This is a genomic window from Luteimonas aquatica, assembly GCF_022662575.1.
GTDB lineage: Bacteria > Pseudomonadota > Gammaproteobacteria > Xanthomonadales > Xanthomonadaceae > Luteimonas > Luteimonas aquatica.
Genome location: NZ_JALBFU010000005.1, coordinates 1 through 23,540 on the forward strand (window position 1 = coordinate 1; position 23,540 = coordinate 23,540).

Annotated in this window: 27 protein-coding genes; 12 read left to right on the forward strand and 15 right to left on the reverse strand. The window is 71.1% G+C overall.

Annotated elements, in window-relative coordinates; genetic code table 11:
- A partial coding sequence (locus tag MD221_RS11545; RefSeq protein ID WP_242111902.1) for a TonB-dependent receptor domain-containing protein occupies window positions 1-2,292 on the forward strand: 2,292 nt, incomplete at its 5' end.
- A gap of 52 nt (window positions 2,293-2,344) precedes the next feature.
- Here MD221_RS11545 and MD221_RS11550 read toward each other — a convergent pair.
- From MD221_RS11550 to glyQ, 5 genes are read right to left on the reverse strand one after another with little or no spacing between them, the layout of a single operon-like run.
- On the reverse strand, window positions 2,345-3,937 hold the full coding sequence (locus MD221_RS11550; RefSeq protein WP_242111903.1) for a tetratricopeptide repeat-containing sulfotransferase family protein: 1,593 nt from the start codon (window positions 3,935-3,937) through the stop codon (window positions 2,345-2,347).
- A 4-nt stretch (window positions 3,938-3,941) separates the two neighbouring features.
- A complete protein-coding gene (gene glyS / locus MD221_RS11555) occupies window positions 3,942-6,191 on the reverse strand; it encodes a glycine--tRNA ligase subunit beta (RefSeq protein ID WP_242111904.1) in 2,250 nt (749 codons plus the stop codon).
- Window positions 6,188-6,850 carry a glutathione S-transferase family protein gene (locus tag MD221_RS11560; protein WP_242111905.1) on the reverse strand — a complete coding sequence of 221 codons (663 nt, stop codon included), beginning with the start codon at window positions 6,848-6,850 and terminating at the stop codon, window positions 6,188-6,190. The genes glyS and MD221_RS11560 overlap by 4 nt, the downstream gene beginning before the upstream one ends.
- Window positions 6,847-7,062: a hypothetical protein gene (locus MD221_RS11565; protein WP_242111906.1), complete on the reverse strand. Its 216-nt coding sequence runs from the start codon at window positions 7,060-7,062 to the stop codon at window positions 6,847-6,849. The genes MD221_RS11560 and MD221_RS11565 overlap by 4 nt, the downstream gene beginning before the upstream one ends.
- The gene (gene glyQ, locus MD221_RS11570) at window positions 7,059-7,979 is read right to left on the reverse strand and encodes a glycine--tRNA ligase subunit alpha (protein WP_242111907.1); all 921 of its coding nucleotides are present in this window, start codon (window positions 7,977-7,979) and stop codon (window positions 7,059-7,061) included. Before glyQ ends, MD221_RS11565 begins: the two co-directional genes overlap by 4 nt.
- A gap of 106 nt (window positions 7,980-8,085) precedes the next feature.
- Between glyQ and MD221_RS11575 the strand changes: the two genes are divergently transcribed.
- Both MD221_RS11575 and MD221_RS11580 read left to right on the forward strand, forming a co-directional pair.
- Entirely contained in the window at window positions 8,086-8,829 is a 744-nt protein-coding gene (locus MD221_RS11575) for a glutamine amidotransferase (RefSeq protein WP_242111908.1), read from the forward strand.
- Between the two features lie 51 nt (window positions 8,830-8,880).
- Window positions 8,881-9,801: a hypothetical protein gene (locus MD221_RS11580; protein ID WP_242111909.1), complete on the forward strand. Its 921-nt coding sequence runs from the start codon at window positions 8,881-8,883 to the stop codon at window positions 9,799-9,801.
- Between the two features lie 33 nt (window positions 9,802-9,834).
- Here the strand turns inward: MD221_RS11580 and MD221_RS11585 are convergent, their stop codons facing one another.
- Together MD221_RS11585 and MD221_RS11590 are read right to left on the reverse strand one after the other, a co-directional pair.
- Window positions 9,835-10,686, reverse strand: a complete 852-nt coding sequence (locus tag MD221_RS11585; RefSeq protein WP_242111910.1) for an aspartyl protease family protein — start codon at window positions 10,684-10,686, stop codon at window positions 9,835-9,837.
- A gap of 95 nt (window positions 10,687-10,781) precedes the next feature.
- Window positions 10,782-11,108, reverse strand: a complete 327-nt coding sequence (locus tag MD221_RS11590; protein ID WP_242111912.1) for a hypothetical protein — start codon at window positions 11,106-11,108, stop codon at window positions 10,782-10,784.
- Window positions 11,109-11,245: 137 nt separating this feature from the next.
- Between MD221_RS11590 and MD221_RS11595 the strand changes: the two genes are divergently transcribed.
- A complete protein-coding gene (locus tag MD221_RS11595; RefSeq protein WP_242111913.1) occupies window positions 11,246-11,824 on the forward strand; it encodes an RNA polymerase sigma factor in 579 nt (192 codons plus the stop codon).
- Entirely contained in the window at window positions 11,821-12,261 is a 441-nt protein-coding gene (locus MD221_RS11600; RefSeq protein ID WP_242111914.1) for a hypothetical protein, read from the forward strand. Before MD221_RS11595 ends, MD221_RS11600 begins: the two co-directional genes overlap by 4 nt.
- On the opposite strand, the gene MD221_RS11605 is transcribed toward MD221_RS11600, so the two are convergent.
- The 5 genes from MD221_RS11605 to MD221_RS11625 form a co-directional block, all read right to left on the reverse strand.
- Window positions 12,258-12,941 (reverse strand): RDD family protein, encoded by a 684-nt coding sequence (locus MD221_RS11605; protein WP_242111916.1) that lies wholly within the window; start codon window positions 12,939-12,941, stop codon window positions 12,258-12,260. The genes MD221_RS11600 and MD221_RS11605 overlap by 4 nt on opposite strands.
- Before the next feature lie 10 nt (window positions 12,942-12,951).
- Entirely contained in the window at window positions 12,952-13,716 is a 765-nt protein-coding gene (gene tatC / locus MD221_RS11610) for a twin-arginine translocase subunit TatC (protein WP_242111917.1), read from the reverse strand.
- A complete protein-coding gene (gene tatB / locus MD221_RS11615) occupies window positions 13,700-14,101 on the reverse strand; it encodes a Sec-independent protein translocase protein TatB (RefSeq protein ID WP_242111918.1) in 402 nt (133 codons plus the stop codon). Before tatB ends, tatC begins: the two co-directional genes overlap by 17 nt.
- 76 nt (window positions 14,102-14,177) lie before the next feature.
- On the reverse strand, window positions 14,178-14,408 hold the full coding sequence (gene tatA, locus MD221_RS11620; RefSeq protein WP_242111919.1) for a Sec-independent protein translocase subunit TatA: 231 nt from the start codon (window positions 14,406-14,408) through the stop codon (window positions 14,178-14,180).
- Between the two features lie 90 nt (window positions 14,409-14,498).
- Complete coding sequence (locus MD221_RS11625; RefSeq protein WP_425602259.1) at window positions 14,499-15,455, reverse strand: lipid-binding SYLF domain-containing protein; 957 nt, start codon at window positions 15,453-15,455, stop codon at window positions 14,499-14,501.
- A gap of 213 nt (window positions 15,456-15,668) precedes the next feature.
- On the opposite strand from MD221_RS11625, the gene hemH reads away from it, so the two are divergent.
- The 3 genes from hemH to MD221_RS11640 are packed head-to-tail and all read left to right on the forward strand — an operon-like array spanning window position 15,669 to window position 18,365.
- Window positions 15,669-16,655 carry a ferrochelatase gene (gene hemH / locus MD221_RS11630; RefSeq protein ID WP_242111920.1) on the forward strand — a complete coding sequence of 329 codons (987 nt, stop codon included), beginning with the start codon at window positions 15,669-15,671 and terminating at the stop codon, window positions 16,653-16,655.
- A complete protein-coding gene (locus MD221_RS11635) occupies window positions 16,655-17,578 on the forward strand; it encodes an alpha/beta fold hydrolase (protein ID WP_242112109.1) in 924 nt (307 codons plus the stop codon). Before hemH ends, MD221_RS11635 begins: the two co-directional genes overlap by 1 nt.
- Window positions 17,579-17,591: 13 nt before the next feature.
- Window positions 17,592-18,365: a hypothetical protein gene (locus tag MD221_RS11640; RefSeq protein ID WP_242111921.1), complete on the forward strand. Its 774-nt coding sequence runs from the start codon at window positions 17,592-17,594 to the stop codon at window positions 18,363-18,365.
- A gap of 9 nt (window positions 18,366-18,374) precedes the next feature.
- Here the strand turns inward: MD221_RS11640 and MD221_RS11645 are convergent, their stop codons facing one another.
- From MD221_RS11645 to ttcA, 3 genes are all read right to left on the reverse strand, one after another.
- On the reverse strand, window positions 18,375-19,151 hold the full coding sequence (locus MD221_RS11645) for a M48 family metallopeptidase (RefSeq protein WP_242111922.1): 777 nt from the start codon (window positions 19,149-19,151) through the stop codon (window positions 18,375-18,377).
- Window positions 19,152-19,270: 119 nt separating this feature from the next.
- Window positions 19,271-20,176 carry a recombination-associated protein RdgC gene (locus MD221_RS11650; protein ID WP_242111923.1) on the reverse strand — a complete coding sequence of 302 codons (906 nt, stop codon included), beginning with the start codon at window positions 20,174-20,176 and terminating at the stop codon, window positions 19,271-19,273.
- Between the two features lie 160 nt (window positions 20,177-20,336).
- Window positions 20,337-21,269, reverse strand: a complete 933-nt coding sequence (ttcA, locus tag MD221_RS11655) for a tRNA 2-thiocytidine(32) synthetase TtcA (protein WP_242111924.1) — start codon at window positions 21,267-21,269, stop codon at window positions 20,337-20,339.
- Between the two features lie 95 nt (window positions 21,270-21,364).
- Between ttcA and MD221_RS11660 the strand changes: the two genes are divergently transcribed.
- From MD221_RS11660 to MD221_RS11675, 4 genes are all read left to right on the forward strand, one after another.
- Window positions 21,365-21,571: a YdcH family protein gene (locus MD221_RS11660; RefSeq protein WP_242111925.1), complete on the forward strand. Its 207-nt coding sequence runs from the start codon at window positions 21,365-21,367 to the stop codon at window positions 21,569-21,571.
- 71 nt (window positions 21,572-21,642) lie between these two features.
- The gene (locus tag MD221_RS11665; protein WP_242111926.1) at window positions 21,643-22,275 is read left to right on the forward strand and encodes a hypothetical protein; all 633 of its coding nucleotides are present in this window, start codon (window positions 21,643-21,645) and stop codon (window positions 22,273-22,275) included.
- Window positions 22,272-22,907 (forward strand): hypothetical protein, encoded by a 636-nt coding sequence (locus tag MD221_RS11670; protein WP_242111927.1) that lies wholly within the window; start codon window positions 22,272-22,274, stop codon window positions 22,905-22,907. The genes MD221_RS11665 and MD221_RS11670 overlap by 4 nt, the downstream gene beginning before the upstream one ends.
- Entirely contained in the window at window positions 22,904-23,533 is a 630-nt protein-coding gene (locus tag MD221_RS11675) for a hypothetical protein (protein ID WP_242111928.1), read from the forward strand. The genes MD221_RS11670 and MD221_RS11675 overlap by 4 nt, the downstream gene beginning before the upstream one ends.
- Window positions 23,534-23,540: the final 7 nt, after the last annotated feature.

Below are 23,540 nucleotides of genomic sequence, written 5' to 3' on the forward strand. Positions count from 1 at the left end.
GGCTCCAGCGCGATCGCCGGCGTGGTCAACATCATCCTGAAGAAGAAGCTCGACGGCACCTCGCTCGGCTTCCGCTTCGGCGGCTACGACCAGGGCGGCGGCGGCAACGCGCGCTTCCAGGCGACCGGCGGCCACAGCTTCGGCGGCCTCGACCTGGTCTACGGCCTGCAATACAACAAGCAGGACCCGATCTACGGCTTCCAGCGCAAGGATTTCGACAGCACCAACGACAATCCCGATCCGAGCCTGCGCTACGGCTCGCGTACGTTCACGCGCATCAGCGCGACGCGGAACGTCTACCTGGATCCCGGCGTGGACGGTTGCTCGGCGGTGGGCGGCCTCTACGACGGCAGCACCTTCCGAGACTTCCGTCCGAACCGCGGCTTCTACTGCGGCAGCCGCGCCGAGCCCGGCTACTCCTCGATCATGAACAAGGAGAGCTCGCTCAGCGGCTATCTGAACGCGAGCTACGACATCAACGACGACACCGAGCTGTACAGCACGGTGCTGCTCAACCGCAGCAAGAGCGAGAACAACGGCGGCTCGCGCTTCTGGGCCGGCGGCGTGGATACCAACCAGATCATCTTCAACCAGAACAGCGGTGATTTCGAAACCTTCCAGCACATCTTCGCGCCGGAGGAAACCGGCGGGCTGGACACCAACAACGAGCGCCTGACCAGCGATTCCTACAACGTGGCCGTGGGCCTGCGCGGCGCCTTCGGCGCCTCGAACTGGAACTACGACACCTACTACAACCGTTCCGAGTACCGCATCAAGAGCCGCCAGCTGTGGGCGCTCAAGGACGAGGTCGAGGACTTCTTCCGCCAGCAGTTCCTGGGCCCGCAGATGGGAACCGACCCGTACGGGTACGGGTATCCGGTGTACGCGCCGAACGAGGCGGCGTTCTTCCAGCCGCTGACGCCGGACCAGTACCGGAGCTTCCAGAGCGAGATCAAGAGCGACTCCAAGACCTGGACGCAGAACTTCAACCTGCAGCTGACCAACACCGAGCTGTTCAGCCTGCCTGCCGGCCCGGTCGGCTTCGCCGCGGTGCTGCAGGCCGGCAACCAGTTCTGGGAAAACCCGACCGACCCGCGCGTGGTCAACGGCGAGTTCTGGGGCCTGACCGGCACCCAGGGCACCGGCAAGCGCACCAACCAGGCGGTGGGCGTGGAATTCCGCGTGCCGATCCTCAGCAAGCTGACCGCCAACCTCTCGGGCCGCTACGACCGCTACAAGAACAAGGGCGGCAGCTCGGACAGCGACGGCACCTACAAGGTCGGCCTGGAGTTCCGTCCGATCGACTCGCTGCTGCTGCGCGCCAACTACGCCACGGCCTTCAAGGCCCCCGACATGGCCTATACCTTCGCAGGTGACAGCGGCTACTACACCACCACGACCGACTACTACCGCTGCGCCACCGAGGAGCCGGGCACGCCGATCGACGACTGCACCTACAACGCCGAACAGGTGTTCGGCACCCGTTCGGGCAACAAGGAGCTGAAGTCGATCACCGCCAAGTCCTGGGGCTTCGGCGTGGTCTGGTCGCCTTCGGCGAACTTCGACATCAGCGCCGACTACTACCGCATCAAGATCGACGACGAGGTCAACGACCTGAATCTCGATGCCCTGATGCGCACCGAGTCCGCCTGCCGCCAGGGCCAGCTCGATCCCGCTTCGCCGACCTGCGTGGACGCGCTCGCCCGCATCGGCCGCAGCTCGCCGAACTCCCCGGTTCCCAACCAGGTCAATACCGTCCGTACCAATCCGATCAACATCTCCAACGAGGAGGTCTCGGGCATCCTGGCCAAGCTCAACTACGACTGGGAGACCACGAGCTACGGTCGCTTCGGCATCGGCCTGCAGTACAACGTCACCCTGGACCACGAGCGCCAGCAATACCCGGAAGACCCGACGCTGGACTACCTGAGCGAGCCGTTCTATTCCTCCGAGTTCCGCAGCGTCAGCAGCGCCACGCTGAACTGGAGCAAGGGCGCGTGGAACGCCACGCTGTACGGCGCCCGCTACGGCCAGACGCCCAACTACGCCGCGCAGCTGACCACCGCCGGCTACAGCGCCAAGGATGCCGGCCGGGTGGACGCGTTCTATCGCTTCAACACCACGCTCGGCTACCAGTTCGACGACAGCGTCGAGCTGGTCTTCACCGTCAACAACCTGCTCGACGAGATGGCGCCCAAGGACCGCACCTGGACCGCCTATCCGTACTACAACATCTTCAACTACAACGGTTACGGACGTTCGTACACGGTCGAGGTCAACTGGAAGTTCTGATCCTCGCCATCGATGCGGCGAAAAGGCCGGCGCAAGCCGGCCTTTTCGCTTTTCAGCGCGCCTCGGGCGCCGCGAACGGCTCCAATGCCTCGCGCAGCGGCTGCAGCTGACGCTCGTAGCGCTTCCACTCGGCGAGGCCGCGGGCATGGATGCCCTCGCGCACCTGGGCGCTGCTGAGCGTGGAGACCGGCGCGGTGTTGCGCACCAGGTCGGTGCAATGGGCTTCGCGCGCGAGCCCGCAGAAGTCGAGGATGCGGCCGGCCTCGGCCTCGGGGTCGGTGACCAGGGCCTGGTAATCCACGTCGAGGATGCGGCCTGGCAGGGCCTGCCGCCAGTGGGCCATGAGGCGGCGGTAGGACGCGTAATGCGCGGCCAAGGCTTGCAGGTCGTAGCTGTAGGCGTACGAGTTGCCGAACAGGGCGCGGTAGTTGGAGAAGCACACGTCCATGGGGTCGCGCGCCAGGTGCAGGATCACCGCCTGCGGCAAGGCCTTGGCGATCAGGCCGGCGACCAGGAAGTTGGCCGGCAGCTTGTCCACGAAATAGCCGCGACCTTGCGCGCGCCAGGCGGTCTGCGCGAGATAGCGGCGCCCGATCTCGGCGAAATCCAGTCCGCGCAGACGCTCGAGGATCACCTCATCGACCAGTGGCTGCCCGGGCGCGTCCGCCTGCCAGCGCAACTGGTGCGCGAAATCGTTGAGCTCGCCGGCGGAGACGACCTGCGAATGGTTGCCCAGGATGCGGTCGACCACCGTGGTGCCCGAGCGCGGCAGGCCGAGGACGAAGATCGGCGTCGGCCCGTCGGCGGCGGATGCCGGCGCGGGCGCGGGCGCGGACTGCAGGAAGGCGGCATCGCAAGCGGCGATCAGCGCGGCATGCAGCGCCTGCTCCTTGCGCGGGTCGTGGCGGAGCTGGCGGTGCATGATCGCGTTGGCGTGCTCCAGCGCTTTCCATGCGTCCTCGTACGCGCCCAGGTCCTCGAGTTCCTTGTAGCGGGCGAATTCCAGGGCGGAATGGTCCTGGCTGTCGGCGGCCACCCGTGCCAGCTGCCGGCCGATGTCGTCCAGGTGGTTGCGCTGCGGGGTCTGCTTGCGCAGCCGGGCCAGGGTGAGCCAGGCGCGCCCGTAGGTCGGGCCCAGGCGCAGGCAGCTTTCCAGTTCCCGCTCGGCCTCGTCCAGGCGGCCGTTGAATTGCAGCTGGACACTGCGGAAATAGCGGAAGTCGGCGTTGTCGTGGCCCAGCGCGCGCGCGCGGTCCATCAGCGACAACGCCTGTTCGTGTTCGCCCAGCGACTGCTGCAGGTGGGCGAAGGTGGCGAGCATGGCGCCGTCGTGGCAGCGCGCCACGGCCGGGTGCGACAGGCATTCGCGCAGCGCGGTGGATTCACCGACGCGCAACAAGGCTTGGGCGACGCGGCAGACCGTGGTCGCATCATCGGGCAGCGCGCGCGTGGCCTGCGTCAGGTGCGCGCAAGCCGCGCGCAAGCGGCCCCGGGCCAGGCATATCCCGGCCAGGAGCACGCGCGCCTGCACATGCCCCGGTTCGGTGGCGAGCACCGCCTCGAGCAGGCGCTCGGCTTCCGGCAGGTGCCGTTGCGCCAGGGCGGACTGCGCCCGCTGCCACGGATCGGGGCCGAAGGCGGTCATCCGCTCAGACGGACAGATGCTCGATCGCCGCCACGCTACCCAGGCGGTCGGCTAGGCGCTTGAGCAGGGCCAGGCGGTTGCCGCGCAGGGCGGGGTCGTCGGCGTTGACCATGACGCCGTCGAAGAAGGCGTCGACCTGCGGGCGCAGCCGCGCCAGGTGCGCCAGCGCGTCGACGTAGTCGCCGTGCGCCAGGGCGTGGCCGGTTTCGGCGTAGACGGCCTCGACGGCCTCGGCCAGGGCGCTCTCGGCCGGTTCCCGGAGCAAGGCCGGGTCGACCATGGCCGGGATCTCGCCCTCGGCCTTCTTGAGGATGTTGCCGATGCGCTTGTTGGCGGCGGCCAGCGCTTCGGCTTCCGGTAGCGTGGCGAAGGTGCCGATGGCGTCGATGCGGCGGTCGAAGTCGTAGAGCGAGGCCGGGCGCAGGGCGGCGACGGCGTTGAAGTGCTGCGCGGGCACGTCGCGGTCGGCGTAGTAGCCGCGCAGGCGGTCGAGGACGAAATCGTAGAGATCGGCGACCAGGGGGCCGGATTCGAGCCTGTGCAGCGTCTCGCCCCTGCTCGCGAAATGATCGTGCAGGGCGTGCATCACGAAGCCATCCGCGGAGGGCGGGACGTCGGTGGCGTCGATGCCCGTGCCCTTGAAGTGCTCCTGCCGCTTCTTCGCGTCCTGGGGTGCGGTGGCGGCGATGGCCGTCACGGATTGCAGCGCCGCGCTGAAAAGCAGCGCACGCAGATCGAGGTCGAGGCCGCTTTCGATCACGGTGCGCGCAAGGCCCAGCGCATTGCGGCGCAGCGCGAACGGATCCTTGTTGCCCGTGGGCTTCAATCCCGCCGCGAAGCCGCCGGCCAGCGTGTCCAGCCGCTCGGCGATCGCCAGCGTCTTGCCCAGTGGCGAGAGCGCGATGTCGTCGCCGGCGAAGCGCGGCTGGTAGGCCTCGTCGATGGCGTTGGCCAGCGCCTGGCGGTCGTCGGTGCCCAGGTCGTCCAGGGCGGCATCGTGCCTGGCGTAGTAGCGTCCGGCGATGCCCTGCAGTTCCGGGAACTCGTTGACCATGCGCGATTGCAGGTCGGCCTTGGACAGCAGCGCGGCGCGGCGCGCCAGCGCGCCGTCGACGCCGAGCTTGGGGCCGATGGCCTCGGCGAGCGCGGCCACGCGCGCGGCCTTGTCGGCGAGGCTGCCGAGCTTGGCCTGGTAGGTGACCGAAGCCAGGCCGGCATCCATCGCGCTCAGTCCCTGCTTGAGGTCCTCGTCGAAGAAGAACTTGGCGTCGGCGAAGCGCGGGCGGATCACGCGCTCGTAGCCCTGGCGGATCTGCTCCGGGTCCTTGGAGTCGATGTTGGCGATGCCGACGAAATGCTCGGTCAGCCGTCCGCTCTCGCCCAGTACCGGAAAGAACTTCTGGTTGGCTTCCATGGTGGCGATCAGCGCTTCCTGCGGCACGGCCAGGAATTCGGGCTCGAAGGCGCAGCGCACGGCCTTGGGCCATTCGACCAGGCAGTTGACCTGTTCGAGAATGTCGGCGTCGATGCGGGCGTGGCCGCCGGCCTCGCGCGCGGCCTGTTCCACTTCGGCGACGATGCGCGCGCGGCGCTCGTCCGGATCGGCCAGCACCTTGGCCGCGCGCAGCGCGTCCAGGTAGGCGCCGGGCTGCGCGATGGCGACGCCGCCGGCGTGCAGGAAGCGATGGCCGCGGCTGTCGCGGCCGGTGCGCACGCCGAACAGCTCGCCCTCGACCACGGTCTCGCCCAGCAGCAGCACCAGCCAGTGCACCGGCCGCGCGAAGGCGTAGTCGTGGTCGCCCCAGCGCATCGGCTTGGGGATCGGCATCGCGGCGATGGCCTCGCGCAGAACTTCCGGCAGCAGGTCGGCGGTCCGGGCGCCGGCCTTGCGCGCGCGGTGCACGAAGCGCTCGCCCTTGTTGTCGCGCGCGCGCTCCAGTTGCGACCAGTCCACGCCGGCCTTGGCGGCGAAGCCCTGCAGCGCCTTGGTCGGCTGGCCGTCGCCGTCGAGGGCGACGTTGAGATAGGGGCCGAGCACTTCCGAGTGCTGCTCGGGCTGCTCGGCGGCGACCGCCGGCAGGGACACGGCAAGGCGGCGCGGCGTGTACAGCGGCTTGGCAGCGCCGCGCTCCACGGCGACGCCGCGCTTGGACAGCCCGTCGATCACGCCGTCGAACAGCGCCTGCGCCAGGCCGGGCAATGCCTTGACCGGCAATTCCTCGGTGCCGAGTTCGATCAACAGGGGCTGCATCATGCGGAAGGGGCCTGGGTCGGGATGGGAGCGTCGAAGGGAACGTAATACTTGCGGAACAGCGGCAGCGCCTCGCAGCGGGCCACGCGCGCGCGCAGGGCCGGATAGGCGTCGAGCGGCCAGGGCGCGGCTTCGCTGGCATGGGTCACGAAGCAGGTAAGGCTGATGTCGGCCTGCGACATCGCCTCGCCTGCCAGCCAGGGCTGGGCCTGGCGCGCGCGGCAGGCCTGCTCGAGCGCGGCCAGGGCGCCGTCGATCTGGGTGCGGCAACGCGCGAGGAAGGGCTCGTGCCATTTCTCGGCCGGGCGGAAGATGCGTTCCATCGCCACCAGCACCGCCTTGTCGGCGGCGTTGCCGGCCAGCGCGATCAGGTACTGCGCCCGGCGCCGGGCGTCGGGATCGGACGGCAGCAGGGCGTGCTGCGGTCCGGCGATCCGCTCGAGATGGTCGAGGATCACCGCCGACTCGATCAGCGTCTCGCCCGAGTCGAGCACCAGCGCGGGCACGCGCCCGAGCGGATTGAATTCGCGGATGCGCTCGAAGTCGCGGCCGACCGACCAGTCGCGCCGCTCGAACGGCAGGCCGAGCACGTCGAGCGTGATCGCCACGCGCCGCACGTAGCTCGAATCGAGCATGCCGATCAGGATCATGCGGCCGCTCATGGCGAGCCTTTCGACTTCGCGTCGCGGCGCTCCACGCGCACCGCGTTCTTGGACAGCAGGGAGATCGCCGCGATCAGCGGCAGCAGCAGGCCGAAGAAGAACCACAGCCAGGCGCTGCGGCCGGTCTCCTGCGCCCAGTAGGCGCAGAACACCCCGCACAGGAAGGCCACGCCGCCGTAGGGGACGAGTTCGGCGGGGACGACCTGGCTCATGCGGCGCGCGCCTCGCGCCTGCAGCCCGGGAAGCCGAGCTTCTCGCGCTGCGCGTAATAGCTCTCGGCCACCGCCTGCGCCAGCTTGCGCACGCGCAGGATGTAGCGCTGGCGCTCGGTGACGCTGATGGCGCGGCGGGCGTCGAGCAGGTTGAAGCTGTGCGAGGCCTTGCACACCTGGTCGTAGGCCGGCAGCGGCAGGCCGAGCTCGACCAGCCTCGAGGCCTCGCGCTCGCAGGCGTCGAAGCGATGGAACAGCTCGGCCACGTCGGCGTGCTCGAAGTTGTAGGCGCTCTGCTCGACCTCGTTCTGGTGGTAGACGTCGCGGTAGGTCACCGTGCCCTGCGGGCCGTGGGTCCAGACCAGGTCGAAGACGTTGTCCACGTTCTGCAGGTACATGCACAGGCGTTCGAGGCCGTAGGTGATCTCGCCCAGCACCGGGCGGCACTCCAGGCCGCCGGCCTGCTGGAAGTAGGTGAACTGGGCGACCTCCATGCCGTTGAGCCACACCTCCCAGCCCAGGCCCCAGGCGCCGAGCGTGGGCGACTCCCAGTTGTCCTCGACCAAGCGCAGGTCGTGCACCTGCGGGTCGATGCCCAATGTCTTGAGCGAGTCGAAATAGAGCTCGACGATGTTGTCCGGGTTCGGCTTCATCGCCACCTGGTACTGGTAGTAGCGCTGCAGGCGGTTGGGGTTCTCGCCGTAGCGGCCGTCGGTGGGGCGGCGGCAGGGCTGCACGTAGGCGGCGTTCCACGGCTCGGGGCCGAGCGCGCGCAGGAAGGTGGCCGGGTGGAAGGTGCCGGCGCCGACCTCCAGGTCGAGCGGCTGGATCAGCACGCAGCCCTGGGCGGCCCAGTAGGCGTTGAGCTTGAGGATCAGTTCCTGGAACGTATTGGTCTGACGCTGGGGGCCTGACATGAGCATGCGTGCCGCAAACGACGGCCGGTTAGTATAGCGAGGCGTCCCGCCGCGACCGCCTCGGCGCGGGCCGGAAACGCGCCGCCCCCACCCGTTGCCGTCCCTCATGTCCGCGCCCTTCCTGATCCTCGAAACCGGACGGCCCGTGCCGTCGATGCGCCGCCACGGCCGCTTCCCCCACTGGATCCGCACCGCCGCCGGCCTCGGCCGCGACGAGGCGGTGGTCGTGGACGTGGCCGGGCTGGAGGGCGACGGCGGCGACGCCCTGCCGACCTCCGAGGGGTTCGCCGGCGTGATCGTCACCGGCTCGGGGGCCATGGTCACCGAGCGTCGCGAGTGGAGCGAGCGCGGCGCCGCCTGGCTGCGCGAGACCGCGCGGGCCGGCGTGCCGGTCTTCGGCATCTGCTACGGCCACCAGCTCCTCGCCCACGCCCTTGGCGGCGAGGTGGGCGACAACCCGCGCGGGCGCGAGATGGGCACGGTGGAGATCGAGCTGGCGGCACCGTCCGCCGAGGATGCGCTGTTCGCCGGCCTGCCGGCCCGCTTCCGGGCGCAGGCCACGCACCTGCAGACGGTGCTGCGCGCGCCGGAAGGCGCCACGCTGCTCGCGGCCTCGGCCCGCGACGGCTGCCACGCCTTCCGCTGGGGCGAGCGGGCCTGGGGTGTGCAGTTCCACCCCGAGTTCAGCGCGATGCACATGCGCGGCTACGTCCGCGCCCGCGCCGACGCGCTGGTGCGCGAAGGCCTCGATCCGCACGCGCTCTCGCGTACCATTTCCGCCACCCCCCACGCGCGCCGCGTGCTCGGGCGCTTCGTGCGCCGGGCGCGCGCGCTCTCCGTCGCGAGCTGAACCGCGCCGGCCACGACAGCAGAGCAGTCCGGTTTTCCCATGCAAGCGCCCATGCAAGTCCGCAAGCAGCCGATCGGCCAGGCCTTCGCCTGGATCCGGCAGGCGATCAACCTCGGCACCCGCAACCCGCGCGCCATCTTCGGCGCCTCGCTGCTGATGATGGCGACGCTGTATCTCGCGGTCACGGTGATGATGCTGCCCGCCTCGATGGTGCTGCAGTCCGGCGGCGACATCACCGCGGCGCTGATCTGGGGCGCGCCGGCCTACGTGGCGATGAACCTGCTGCTGCCGGTGCTGATGGGCGGGCTGATGCATGTGATCCGCGAAGCGGAAGCCGGGCGTCCGGTGCGGGCGCGCGATCTGTTCGCGCCGTTCCGCAAGGGCGGCGCGGGGCAGCTCGGCTTGCTGGGCGGCGCGCAGCTGCTGTTCGGCCTGCTGGGCAGCCTGATCGCGGCGGCGCTGGCGGGGACCGAGTACTGGAAGGATTATCTCGAGGTGATGCGCGTGGCGATGGGCGGCGCCGTTCCGGACGTCATGCCGCGCCCGGAACATCCCGGCCTGATGACGCTGGTGCAGATGGCGTTCAACTACTTCAACTTCGCGCTGATCCTGTTCGGCATTCCGCTGATCCTGTTCTCGAGGCTGCGCCTGGCCGAAGCGGTGCGCGCGGCGGTGCGCGCGGCGCTGGCGAACTTTTCCGCCAATTTCCTCGCCGGGCTGATCTTCGTCGGCGGCGCCCTGGTACTGACCGTGGTGTCGGCCGGGGTCGCGTTGCTGGCGATGGGGCTGGGCGCGCTGCTGCATCCGGCCGTCGGCAACCTGCTGGCCGTGCTGGTGCTGATCGCGCTGGGCTCGGTGCTGCTGGTCGTGCTCACCGGCGCGGGCTACTTCGCCTGGCGCGATACCTTCGGCGACGACGGCGCCGCCGCGCCGCAGGGGCGTGGCGACGGCCGCGTCGGCATCGAGGTCTAGGGCGACGCCGGCGCGGCGGCAGCGCCGGCCGGATCAGGGCACGCACAAGGCGATGCGCCTGGATCGCTGATCGATCATCAGCACCGACCGCTGCAGGGCATGCGCGCCGACGAGCAGTTCGGGGTAGCGCTCCGAGACCCGCACCTCCACGTTCGAGAACGCCGCCTCCCCGATGCGGAGCGGTCCTCGCGCGGTCGCGCGGAAGATCTCGATCCTGCCGTTGGACAGCTGGCCGTCGCCGGCCGGCTGCAGCGGACTCGCGTCGAGCCGGTCGTAGAGCGGTTTGGGAACGACGAAGGCGACGTTGGCGCCGGTGTCGATGTTGCCCTCCACTTGCAGCGAGCCGATCGCCACCGGTACGCGGAACGCGCGCTGGTAGGCCAGCGTGTTGCCGTCGCCGGGCGAGAGCGCCCGCTTGCGGCTGAAGCTCAGGGTCCGCGCCGGGTAGTCGATAACCAGCAGGCCGTCGGCGAAGAACTCGCGCGCGAGGATGCCGTCGAACGCGCCTTCCGGCGAGGAGCGGCTGCGGTAGTCGCGTGCGATCGCCGCGACATCGTCGCGCCTCAATCCGCCAAGCTGCAGGGTGTCGAAGCGCGTCGTGTCGGCCTCGGCCGCGCTCACGCCGTCCGAGTTGGCGGCCGTACCCTGCATCGGCAGGTTCAGCGCCGATACCAGCCTGGCGTCGGCGCGCGCCATGCCGCTGGCGCCGGTATCGACGGCGAAGCGGAATGGGCCTCGCCCGTTCACGCTGGCCTCGACGTAGATCCGCCCATCGACCAGGTCGAACGGCACCCGGACGAGGCTGTCGGCCGCGGGGACGTCGCGGATGCGGCATGCGTCCGGCGGCGCGGGCCGGTCGTGGGCGAAGCTCGCGGCGGCGAGCACGGCGCTGAGCAACGCCAGCGGCGCGGCGAGTGCGCGCGGGCCTCGCGCCGGGCGGACGGGGATGGCGGGTCGAGGCATGGTCTTCGGGCGGGCCGTCATCGCGGCTTGCGGGAGATGCCGTAGAAGGCCAGGTTGCCCAGGCCCAGGGCCACCAGCAGGATCGCCAGGGTCGAAGGCCGGATGTCGTCCAGGCCGAGCGCGGTGATCACGCCGAAGCCGATGCCCAGTGCGACCAGGGTGATGCCCCAGCGCAGCGACGACAGGCGGCGGTTGGCCTCGTCGCCTTCCAGCAGGCCGCGCACCAGCTCGGGAGAGCCGTTGCCGGAGACCAGCTGCTTGCGCACGCGGGCATCGACCACCGCCTTGATCGAATAGGCGATGCAGACGAACAGGGAAATCGGGACCAGCACATCGAAATTCATCGGAGCGACCTCGGGGTTCGGGCGGTACCGGGTTCGGTACCGTTCGCGGCAAGGGATACGGCGGCCGCCCGGCCGGTTGCAGCCCTGCGCCGAAAAGCCCTTGCAACCGTCCGCCCCTTGGGCGTATCCCGTCGCAGATGGATGCCGCCGACCGTGCCCTCGTCGACGCCGTGCTCGCCGGTCGCGCGGGCGCGTTCGAACGGCTCGTGCGCGAATACCAGGGCCTGTGCTGGCACGTGATCCAGCGCATGGTGCGGCACCCGGAGGACACCCGCGAGCTGTGCCAGGAGGCGTTCCTGCGCGTGCACCGCTACCTGCACCAGTACCGCTTCGACAGTCCATTGAAGTCGTGGATCGGCCAGGTCGCCTATTCGGTGGCCAAGCGCCACCTGGAGCGCAAGCGCATCCCGCTGGCCGAGCCCGTCGCCGTCGCGGACGAGGAGGACGGCCTGTCGCCGCTGGAGAGGATCGACGACGGCACCGACCTGCAGGCCGCGCACGCCGACGCCGAGGAACAGCGCCGGCTGCACGCCGCGATCGAGGCGCTGCCGCCGCTGCAGCGCACGCTGCTGACCTTGTACCATCTGGAGGAACTGCCGATTGGCGAGATCGCGGCCATCACCGGACTGGCCGAGGGTACGATCAAGAGCCACCTGTTCCGCAGCCGCAAGACACTGCGCGAGATGCTCGAAGCGCGCATCGGAGTCGCCGCATGAATCGCCGCAACCACGCATTCGACGAACACCAATGGCAGGCGCAGGAACACGCGCGCAGCGCCGTCCGCGACGGTCGCGCCGATGCGGACGCCGGCGAGCTGCGCGTCGCCCGCGCCTTGCGCGAGGCGCCGCCCATGGCGCTGCCGGCCGACTTCGCCGCACGGGTCGCGACGCTGGCGCGCGCGCGCGCGGCCGCGTCGAGCCTGCTGGAACAGCGCCTGCTGTGCGCACTGGGCTGCGCCCTGGGCGTGTCGGCGGCGGCGGTCGTGGTCGAGTCCGGCCGCGGCTGGGTCGCCGAACTGGCCGCGCTCCTGCCCGGTGGCGTCGACGCCACGGGCTGGGTCGCCGCCACCGCGCTGTGCCTGCTGGCCAACTGGGGCTGGGGCGCGTTGCGCCGCCCACACGCGGCCAGGGACGAATACGCGAGCAAGCGCTAGCCCAGGGCGCTGTCGATCGCCGCGTCGAAGATCGCATTGGTCGCCAGGAAGAAGGCGGCCGTCAGCAGCAGCAAGGCCACCGCCTGCGCCGCCATCCACCACGCCGCCCATGCCGGCAGCGCATGGCCGCCGCGCTGCAGCACGCGCGTGTTCGAAAGGCGGTCGTGCAGGGCGAGCCGGCGCGGCGGCAGCGCCGCCATCGCGTGGCCGAGGTTGAGCGTGAGCCAGGACAGCGCGCCGGCGAAATGCCGTCCCAGCGCGCGCAGCGCGCCGATGCGCAGGCCCGACGCGTCGGCGATCTGCAGCCGCAGCGCACGCTGGCCGGGCGTGGCCTGGCGCGCGGAAGCCTCCAGGCCCATGCGGTAGAGCGCGCCGAGCAGCGCGAACAGCAGGATCGGCGGCCACAGCAGGGCGAACAGGTCGTGGCGCAGCGCGCCCAGCGCCTGACGCAGGGCGGGATCGGAGAGCCAGCTCCAGGCCAGTTCGGCCGGCGGCGCGCCCACGGCCGCCGCCTCGGTCATGCCGCGCACCATGCCCTGCAGGAAGGCGGCGTAGTCGGCGGCGACGGCGGCGCCGCCGCCGGCCAGGTGCCGCCACAGCAGCAGGGCGGTCGGCACGGCGACGATCGCCGCATCGAGCGACCAGGCCGCATAGCGTCGCCAGAACCCGGCGGGCGTCATCGATGCCGGGTCAGTGCGCGCGTTCGTCGGCGGGCGCGTCCGCCTTGGGCGCCAGCAGCCGCGCGGCCCAGATGCCGGCCTCGTAGAGCAGCATCATCGGCAGGGCCAGCATCAGCTGCGAGACCACGTCGGGCGGGGTGATCACCGCGGCCAGCACGAAGATCGCCACGATGGCGTAGCCGCGCCATTCGCGCAGCTGCGCCGGCGTCACCCAGCCCAGCAGCACCAGGATCACCAGCGCCACCGGCAGCTCGAAGCTGGCGCCGAAGGCGAAGAAGATCACCAGCACGAAATCCAGGTAGGCGCCGATGTCGGGCGTGATCGCGACGATGTCCGGCTTGAAATGCAGCAGGAAGGTGAAGACCGAGGGCAGCACCAGGAAATAGGCGAAGGCGCAGCCGGCGTAGAACAGCGTGACCGAGGAGGCCAGCAGCGGCACGGCCAGGCGCTTCTCGCGCTGGTACAGGCCGGGCGCCACGAACGCCCACAGCTGATATAGCAGCCAGGGCGCGGCGGCGAACAGCGCGACGAAGAAGGTCAGCTTGACCGGCGCGAAGAAGGCGCCGGCCGGATTCATCGCGATCATCTGCTGGCCGTTGGGCAGGCGCGCGATCAGCGGCATGGCCAGCCAGGTGTAGAGCTGGCTGGTGAAGGGCAGCAGCGCCACCAGCACCACCAGCAGGCCGATCACGCCGCGCAGCAGGCGCGCGCGCAGCTCGATCAGATGGCTGATCAGGCTGGTCTCGCTGTCGTCGAGCTCAGGCGGGCCGGACATCGTCTTTGCTTTCCTGCGCCTGGGTGTCCGGGGACGGCTCGCGATCGTCGGTCGGGGCGGCGGCGACGGACGCTTCCTGCGCCGGCGGCGCGTCGACGCGCGCGCCGTCGCGGATCGCGTCGAACTCCTGGCGCGCCTCGGCATCGGCGGCGCGCACGCGCGCGTCGAGGTCGCGCACCGCGGTTTGGGTATCGCGCATGCTGCGCTTGAGTTCCTCGGCCGCCAGTTCGCGTTCCAGCTCGTTCTTCACCGAGGCCCACTGCGCGCGCGCGCGGCGCACCCACAGCCCGGCGAAGCGCGCCGCCTTGGGCAGGCGCTCGGGGCCGAGCACGATCAGCGCGACCACGGCGATGACCACGAATTCGGGAAAGTCGATGCCAAACATTCAGTCGCCAGGAAGTCTCGCGCGGGCCGGATGGCGGCCGCGCCCCGGCGCGCGCCTCGCGGCCCCGCCGTCGGGATCAGCGGGGAGCGTTGCTGTCGCTGCGCTGCTCGTTCTCGGACTTGCTGCCGTCCTGGCGCGACTGGTCGCCGAGCTGGCCCGCCGGCTTGTCCTCGTCGCGCATGCCCTTCTTGAATTCGTTGACGGCCTTGCCGAGATCCTTGGCGCCGCTGGTGAGACGCTTGGTGCCGAACACGAGCAATACGATCGCGAGTACGACCAGCCAGTGCCAGATGCTGAAACCGCCCATGGCGTGCCTCGCAGTGGGGTGAAGGTGTCGCTACAGGATACCGCAGGGCCCGCGCGCCGTTGTGACCTGCGGCGCGCGGGCGGGCGCGAATCAGGGCGTGGCCGGCAGCGGCTCGCTGGTGGCCGGGTTGTCGTTCACCGGTTGGAAAGGCTGGGGCTGCGGTTCGGGCTGGGCGGCCGGCGCCGCGACGGGCTGCGCGGCGTTCTGGGCGGGCGCATTCAGCGGCTGCGTGGTCGTGGCCGGCGCGCCGGCGGGCGCGGTGGCCGCCGCCGGTGCCGGCGCGGCCTCGCCGTAGCGCGCGGCCTCGTCGCTGGCGCGCGAGCTGCGGGCGTTGCGGGCGATGTTGCTGGCCTCCTCCAGGCGGTCGCGGAAACCGACCACGGCGTCGGACGGGCGCTGCGGCTCGCGGCCCTCGAAGATCATGCGCGGGGTGGTGTCGCGCCCGTAGACCGACTCGTTGGCGGCATCGTCGATGGACAGCACCGCGCCGTCGAGGGCGATGCCGGCGAACAGGCCGCGCGCGCGCGACCAGGACCAGATCTCGGCCTTGAGCTGGCCGTCCGTGGCGGCGGCGGCGTTGCGGCCCACCGGGCCGGCGGCCACGCCGGCATCGGCGCCCAGGGTGAACTTGCCGTTGACGATCGATTCCAGGCTGCGGTCGTTGCGGAACACCAGCACGATGTCGGCCGACTGCACGCCGGCCTGGAAGCCGATGCTGCCGCCGGTGAGCTTGATGAAGCTGGGGTTGGACCAGGTGCCGTCCGGGCGCTTGACCGAGAGCAGGCCGTGGCCGCGGCGGCCGCCCAGCACCAGGCCGACCTTCAGCGCGTCCGGCACGACCACGATCGCGCGGCCCTCGTCGAGCAGCTTGTCCGGGATGCCGGATTCGGGAATCTGCTGGATGGTGGTGAGCACGCGCGTGGCGTCCTGCGCGCGCTTGTCCTCGTCGGCGCCGGCCCAGGCCGAGGAGACCACGCCCATCGACAGGGTGAGGGCGGTGGCGAGCAGGGCGAGGCGCAGGGCGGGCGAGCGGTGGGTCACAGGCATGAGGGGCTCCGGAAGCATGGAAGGCGGTGCATGGCGGCGGCGCTGCGCGTGCGGGGATGGGCGATCGACACGACCCTAAGCGGCGCGGCGTGAATCGATTCTGAGTTTCGCACATCGCGCTCGGGCATCCGGGATGACTCGGACGGCGGCGCGAAGTTCCGCGGCGGGCCCCCGCATGCCGTCCGCGACACCGCCTTCTGCCATCCTATGCGCATGCCAGCAGCTCCTGCCCGCGACCGTGCCGCCCTCCTGCTCGTCAATCTCGGCACGCCCGAGGCGCCCACCGCCCCGGCGGTGCGGCGCTACCTGGGCGAATTCCTCGGCGACCGGCGGGTGGTGCAGCTCTCGCGCTGGCTGTGGCTGCCGCTGCTGCACGGGGTGATCCTGCCGCTGCGCAGCCGGCGCGTGGCGCGCAAGTACGCCGAGATCTGGCTGCCGGGCGGATCGCCGCTGGCCGTGCACACCCGGCGCCTGGCCGAGGCGCTGCAGGCCCGCCTGCCGCTGCCGGTGGCGCATGCGATGCGCTACGGCGCGCCCGCCATCGCGGATGCGCTGCACGCGCTGGCGCGCCAGGGCCGCGACCGCATCCTGGTGCTGCCGCTGTACCCGCAGTACTCGACCACGACCACGGCCTCGGTGGCCGACGCGCTAACCGCCTTCTCCCGCGCGCACGGCGCCCTGGCGCCGCAGCTGCGCATGATCGACCAGTACGCCACCGATGCCGGCGTGGTCGGCGCGCTCGCCGCCTCGATCCGCGCGCACTGGCAGGCGCATGGCCGCGGCGAGCGCCTGCTGCTGTCCTTCCACGGCATCCCGCAGCGGCTGGTCGACGCGGGCGATCCCTACGCCCAGCAGTGCCGGGCCACGGCGCAGGCGCTGGCGCGGGCGCTCGATCTCGCCCCGGAGGCCTGGACGATGACCTTCCAGTCGCGCTTCGGCCGCGAGCGCTGGCTGCTGCCGGCCACCGACGCCACGCTGCAGGCGCTGGCGGCCGAGGGCGTGCGGCGCGTGGACGTGGCCTGTCCCGGATTTCCGGTGGACTGCCTGGAGACGCTGGAGGAGATCGCGATCCAGAACGCCGCGTGTTTCCGCGACGCCGGCGGCGAGCGCCTGTCCTACATTCCCTGCCTCAACGATGCGCCGGCGCACGCCGACGCGCTCGCCGCGCTGGTGCGCGGCCACCTGGAGACATGGACGTGATGCAGGACTTCTCGCTGGAGATCCCGCTCGGCCGCATCACCGCCCTGCGCGCCGGTACCCCGGGCGCGCCGCGCGTGCTGGCGCTGCACGGCTGGCTCGACAACGCCGCCAGCTTCGTGCCGTTGGCGCCGCACCTGCACGGCATCGACCTGGTCGCGCCGGACCTGCCGGGCCACGGCGGCAGCGTGCACCTGCCGCGCGGCGCCGACTATTCCTTCGCCGGCGCGATGCACAACGTGCTCGACATCGCCGATGCGCTCGGCTGGGACCGCTTCGCCCTGCTCGGGCATTCGATGGGCGCCGGCATCGCCAGCCTGGTGGCGGCCGGCAGCCCGCAGCGGGTCACGCGCCTGCTGGCCATCGAGGCGCTGGGCGCGCTGCCCGAGGCGCCCGAACGCACGGTCACGCGCCTGCGCGAGGCGGTGGCGGCTACGCGCGCGCTGGCGGGCAAGCGCTTGCGCACCTTCCCGACCCTGGAGACGGCGGTGCGCGCGCGCATGCAGGCCGGCGCCCTGGGCGTGAGCGAGGCCGCCGCGCGCCTGCTGGTGGAGCGCGGCGCGCGCGCGGTGCGGTCTGGGCAGGCGCCGGACGGCTTCGAATGGAGCAGTGACCCGCGCATGACCCTGCCGACCATGGTGCGCATGACCGAGCCGCAGGTGCGCAACCTGATCGCCGGCATCGAGTGCCCGACGCGGGTGATCTACGCCGATCCGCCGCAGCCCTACCTGCCCGAGCCGCTGCGCAGCGAGCACGTCGCGCTGTTGCCGCGCGGGGAGCTGGTGGTCGTGCCCGGCACGCATCACCTGCACATGGAGCAGCCCGCCGCGGTGGCGGCGGCGATCGGCGATTTCTTCGTGCGCGCGGCGTCCGGACCGGATGCCGGCGCTTGCGATCCGCCGCAGACCGTGGCCGCCGGGCCGTGAGCGCGGCGGCGGCATGAGCGGGCACCCGCTTCGCCGGCGCGCGCTGGTCCTGCTGGCGGTGCTGGCGGCCGCGCTCGGCGGCCTGCTCTGGCTGTTTCCCGGCCCGCGCTTCGGCCTGGGGTTCACGCTGGCCACGGGCATCGGCAGGGACGCGTTGCAGCGGCGCATCGACGCGATCGAGGACAAGGCGATCGCCGGCGCGGCGATCGACGCGCGGGACCGGCGCTTCCTCGTCGATTTCTATCGCACACTGGCGCAGGGCGGGCGGCTGGTCGGCTTCGCGCGCCAGACCGGGCGGATGATGGACCACTATCTGGACGGCTCCGGCGCCGACTACCGGCTGGAGGCCGGGATCTTCACCGGCAACGCCAAGGTGCGCGCGCAGATGGCGCGGATGCGGCAAGAGGCCTCGCAGCAATCGTGCGACGCGGCCGTCCGCCTGTCCTCGCCCGAGTTCTACATGCCCGACCGCAGCCAGGCCGATTCGGTGTTCGGCCTGTACTACGGCCGCGTGCACCTGGCGCGGCGCCGCGCGGCCGGCGGCGGCTGCGCGCTGCACTGGCGCGCCGAGGTGCCGTGGGTCTGGCCTTCCTACCCCGAGCTGCGGCGCAAGTACGGCGATCCGCATGCCGAGAGCTTTCCGCTGCCGAACCTGCCGAGCCTGTTCCTCGGGCCGAGGCATGCCCTGTACGTGGACAACGGGCTCGGCGAGGCGCTGGCCAGGATCGGCCTGGCCAGGCCGTTCCTGGCCTATGCCGAGTGGGACGAGGCGGACACGCCGCCCTAGCCGGCCGCGTCAGCCGATCAGGGCGCGCAGCGTCGCCTTCAGGCGGCGGCCCTCGGCGTGGAAGTAGGTGCGTTCCTCGCGCCAGGCGGGGCAGCGGCCTTCGACCTCGCGCCAGAACGCGCGCGAGTGGTCGGCGTGGATCAGGTGGCACAGCTCGTGTACCAGCACGTATTCGAAAGCCTCCGCCCGTCCCAGCACCAGCGCCAGGTCCAGCGCCAGGATGCCGTTGGGCGCCAGCGATCCCCATTGCGAGGACATCGGCTTGACGCGGATGCGCGCCGGCGCGCGCGGCAGCGCCGGCAGGTAGCGCGGCAGCCAGCGCGCGACGTCGGCGCGCGCCTCGGTCTCGAAGAAATCGCGCAGGGCGCGGCGCTGCGCCGCCTCGCCGGCGCGGGCGGGCAGCTCCAGGACGAGGCCGTCGTCCTCGCGCAGCACGCGCGCGAAACGGCCTTCGCGCCAGCGCAGCGGCAGCGCTTGGCCGCGCAGCGGCAGGCTCGCCGGTTCGCCGCGCACCAGCGGCGGGATCGGCACGTGCGCATGCGTGGCGAGCTGGCGCACCAGCCAGTCGCGGTGCTCGCGCAGGAAGCGTTCGCCGGAGATCAGGCTGGCGCGCGGCGGCAGGGTCAAGCGCGCGCCGCGCTCGTCGACCGACAGGCGCAGCCGCCGTGCGCGCGGATCGCGCACGCGCAACACCTCGACGGTGCGGCCGTCCTCGAGCAGGAAGGGCACGGTGTCGCGTTCGACGGTGCGCGGCGGGCGCGTCAGCAAGCGCGAGAGGACGGACATGCGTCTATCGTAACGGTTCGTGTCCTCGCGCGGCATATTCCGGTGCGTGCTTTTTTGCGTCCGTCATTCCTGCTTGCGCAGGAATGACGGTGCGCGCTCGGGGACGTTCGCGGCCGGCGCTAGGCCTCGGCCTTGGACAGCTTCAGCGCGGGCTCCAGCACCTCGAACAGGCGCTTGAGCTCGGCGGCCATCAGCACGAAGCGGGCGTCCAGTTCGGCACGGATGTCCTCGCGCTCGCCGCCCTCGAGCTGGTCGACGGCGCCGTCGAGGAATTTCAGCTTGCGGATCACCAGGTCCTCGCCGAGCACGAAGGACACGTGGTCGTCGAGGGTGAGCGCCAGGCGCGTCACCAGCTTGCCGGCTTCCAGGTGCTTGGCGATCTCGTCGCTCTGCAGCTCCTGGTGCTGGCACTTGACCACCGCGCCGTGCTCGGCCGGGTCCTTCAGCTCGCACTCCTCGCCCAGCGACAGGCCCGCCGGCAGCGCGTCGCCGGCGATCCAGCCGGTCAGCACCGAGCGCGGCGCGATCTCCGCGTTCAGCGGCAGCGCCGGGAAGCTGCCGAGCGCGTGGCGGATGTCGGACACCACCGCCTCGCCGTTCTTGCGCGAGGAGGTGTCGACGATGCACAGGCCGTGCTCGAGATCGAGCATGGCGTCGGTGCGCGAGGGCCGCACGAAGGCGCGCGGCAGCAGTTCGTGCACCAGATCCTCCTTCAGCCGCTTGCGCGCGCGGCCGCCGAGCTTGCGGCCTTCCTTCTCCTCCAGCTCGGCCAGCTTCTTCGACAGCAGGTCGTTGACCACCGCCGAGGGCAGCAGCTTGTCCTCGCTGCCCACGCTCAGCCAGATCGCGCTGTCCACGCGATGCGAGAGCGCCTCGGCGTCGCGGCCGAAGGGCGAGATGAAGCCGCGCGAGGTCAGCTCCAGCGGGCCGACCGGCTTGAGCGGGACTTCGGCCAGGCGGGTGTCGAGTTCGGAGAGGTCGAGCGAGACGGGGAAGCGGAACAGGGTGAGGTTTCTGAAGAACATCTAAGAACCGGCGTTGGAGTTCAGGGGCGGAGCGAGAGGTTACAGCCGTCATTCCCGCGAAAGCGGGCATCCAGGCCTTTCAGGCTTCGCGAGCCTCGGCAAAGGCCAAAGTCGCTGGATTCCTGCCTTCGCAGGAATGACGGTCCGATGACACGGGGAATCAGTCTTCGGCGGCGGCGTGCGGTTCGCCGGCCAGCCAGTCGTGCGCGTCCGGCAGCGGCGTCTCTCCGCGCCGTCCCAGGGCGAGGAAATCGAACAGCTTCGGATCGCTCAGCTGCGAGGGGCGGATGTCGCCCAGCGCGCGCGCGATCTGCTCGATGCGGCCGGGCGATTCGCGCTCCCAGGCCTCCATCATGCGCTTGACCTGCTTGCGCTGCAGGTTCTCCTGCGAGCCGCACAGGTTGCAGGGGATGATCGGGAAGGCGCGCGCCTGGGCGTAGGCGGCGATGTCGTCCTCGCGCACGTAGGCCAGCGGGCGGATCACCACGTGCTTGCCGTCGTCCGAGCGCAGCTTGGGCGGCATGCCGCTGAGCTTGGCGTGGAAGAACAGGTTGAGAAAGAAGGTGGCGACCAGGTCGTCGCGGTGGTGGCCGAGCGCGATCTTGGTGAAGCCCTGCGCCTCGGCGAAGGTGTACAGCGCGCCGCGCCGCAGGCGCGAGCACAGCGAGCACATCGTCTTGCCTTCCGGCACCACGCGGGTGACCACCGAGTAGGTGTCCTGCTCCAGGATCCGGTAATCCACGCCGAGCGAGGCGAGGTAGCCGGGCAGGACGTGTTCCGGGAAGCCGGGCTGCTTCTGGTCCAGGTTCACCGCCGTCAGGCTGAAGCGCACCGGGGCCTTGGCCTGCAGCTGCAGGAGGATGTCGAGCAGGGTGTAGCTGTCCTTGCCGCCGGACAGGCAGACCATCACCTTGTCGCCGTCCTCGATCATGCCGAAGTCGGCGATGGCGCGGCCCACCTGGTGGCGCAGGCGCTTGCCAAGCTTGTTCAGCTCGCGCGTCTCGCGCTCGGCGCGCGGGACGCGCCGGGTCGGCTCGGCCAGGGGCACCGCTTCGGGCAGGGGGGCTTCCGGCAGAGGGATGATCGCGCTCATGAACCGCCTATTCTACCCGGCGCCCTTCCATGACGCCGATCGCGGACGGCGTGTAAGCTCGGAGCCCTCCACGCCCGGGCCGCCGTCCTCCGTCCATGTCCTTTTCCGACGCCGCCGACATCAGCCACCGGCTGGTCGAGCTCCGGCTCGAGCACCGCGACCTCGACATCGCCATCGGGCGCCTGCAGGCCGACATCGAGGCCGACGAGCTGGCGGTCAAGCGCATGAAGAAGCGCAAGCTGCAGCTCAAGGACATGATCTCGCGCCTGGAGAGCGCGCTGATTCCCGACGAGCCCGCCTAGCCGGTCGTGGTATGCGGGGGCCGGCGGCGGGTAAGCTACCGCCGACCAGCCTGAAGGCGACAACGGGGTCGATGGCGAACGCTGACAACTCTCACGAACTGGCCGCGATGCTGCGCAACCGCTGGTGGCGCGCGGTGGGCGTGGCGGCGTTGCTGGCCGTGGCATTGACGGCGGTGCTGGGCGGATTCCGCAAGGCGGGCTCGGCCACGCACCCCTACCCCGAGCTGGGCGCGGGCACGCGGGTGGACAACGGCGCGCTGGCGGTCACGCCCTTGCGGGCCTGGGTCGACGCGACGCGGCCGGGCGGGATGCCCAACGATTTCGACAAGCAGGACTACCTGGTGCTGCGGGCGCGGGTGGAAAACCGGACCGACAGCGGCTTCGCCAATGCCAGCTATCTGCAGAGCGATTTGTTCTGGCTGGCGGACGGCGCGTCGGACGCCAAGAAGGCCGATTCCCTGCAGCGCGGCGACGACCACGGCTTCTACGTGAACCTGCAGCCGCGCCTGCCGGTGGAGATCGATTTGGTCTGGACACTGCCGCGCGGGCAACCCCTGCCGCCGAAGCTCGTCTGGGGCCTGTACGCGCGCGATTTCGTCGAACAGACCTACCTGACCCGCGAAGCGGCGTGGGTGCAGGGCAATCCGCGGGCGAAACTGATCCTGGCCGTCGAGGACCGACGACGCCCGGCGGGTGCGCCGTGAACGCGCCGGAGACCGCGTCCGCCGCGCCGCCCGCGCGCCGCCTGCCGGTGCGCTGGTCGCTGGTGGTCGCCACGCTCCTGGTGCTGGCGGCGATCGTCGGCCTGCGGCGGGCCGAGCCGGGCTATACGGACAAGCTGGCGCCGGTGCTGCTCCCGGGGCGGGTCGAGCAGCGCGTGGAGGCGCGCAATTTCGCGGTGCAGGTCAAGCGGGTCAAGCTCGCCCACGCCTATCGGGTGCGCGGCGACGCCTTGAATCCCGGGCCGCGCCTGGTCGGCACCAGCGGCATCTGGCTGTCCGCGCTGACCGAGGTGGAGGTGCTGCAGGCGCCGGGCTTCGTCAGCGCCCAGTTGCGCACCCGCGACGGGCTGGTCTATCCGGCCAGCGACCACGACCGTCCGAAACTGCCGGGCATGAATCTGAGCGGCCAGCAGTTGGCGGCCGGCCTGCCCGCCACCGGCGGCTACTTCTTCGAGCTTCCGCCGGAAAAACTGGCCGGCGCGCATTTGCAGTTCTACGCGGGCACGCTGAAGCCTTCGAACATGGACCATCTCGTCGATATCGACCTCGGCCTCGACGCCGCGCGCACGCGCAAGCTGTTCGCCGAGGCCAAGCCCGTCCTGGACCTGCAATGAGCGCCACGCCTTCGCCCGCCGCCGAAACGCCGTCACCACCGCGCGGATGGTGGCGCCGCAATGCGTGGTGGCTGCTCGGCGCCCTGGTGCTGGGGACGCTGGCGTTCTTGCTGCCGTATCGCGACGCCCTGTACGAGCAGGCGAGACGTTCCCCGCAGTCGCCCATCGAGGTGCGCCAGGGCGAGTGGGCCGACTACGCCGGCGCGCGCTGGCGGGTGGTCGACGTGCGCCGCGTCGAGAAGATCAAGCTGGCCAAGGGCGACTATTTCCATCCCGACGCCGCGCTTGTGGCGGTCCGCTTCGAGCTGGTGCCGGTCACGGGCGTGAGCCCGGACAAGCTGGACATCTGCAAGGGACGCCTGTCCGACGCGCAGGGACGGCGCTGGGACGCCAATGCGCTGCCGCTGTCGCAGCAGCGCGAATACCGCGAGGACCTGGGCACGGGCTGCGGCTCGCGCCTGGGCACGGGCTTCCAGCGCGTCCAGGCGCGGCGCGGCCAGCCGTTCCGTTTCGTGCACCTATACCAGGTGCCGACCACCTTGCCCACGCGCGGACTGCACGCGGAGATCCTCATGCCCGCCCATACGGTCGAGCCGCAGGGCAGCTATCTGCGTTTCGCGCTCTAGCGGCGCC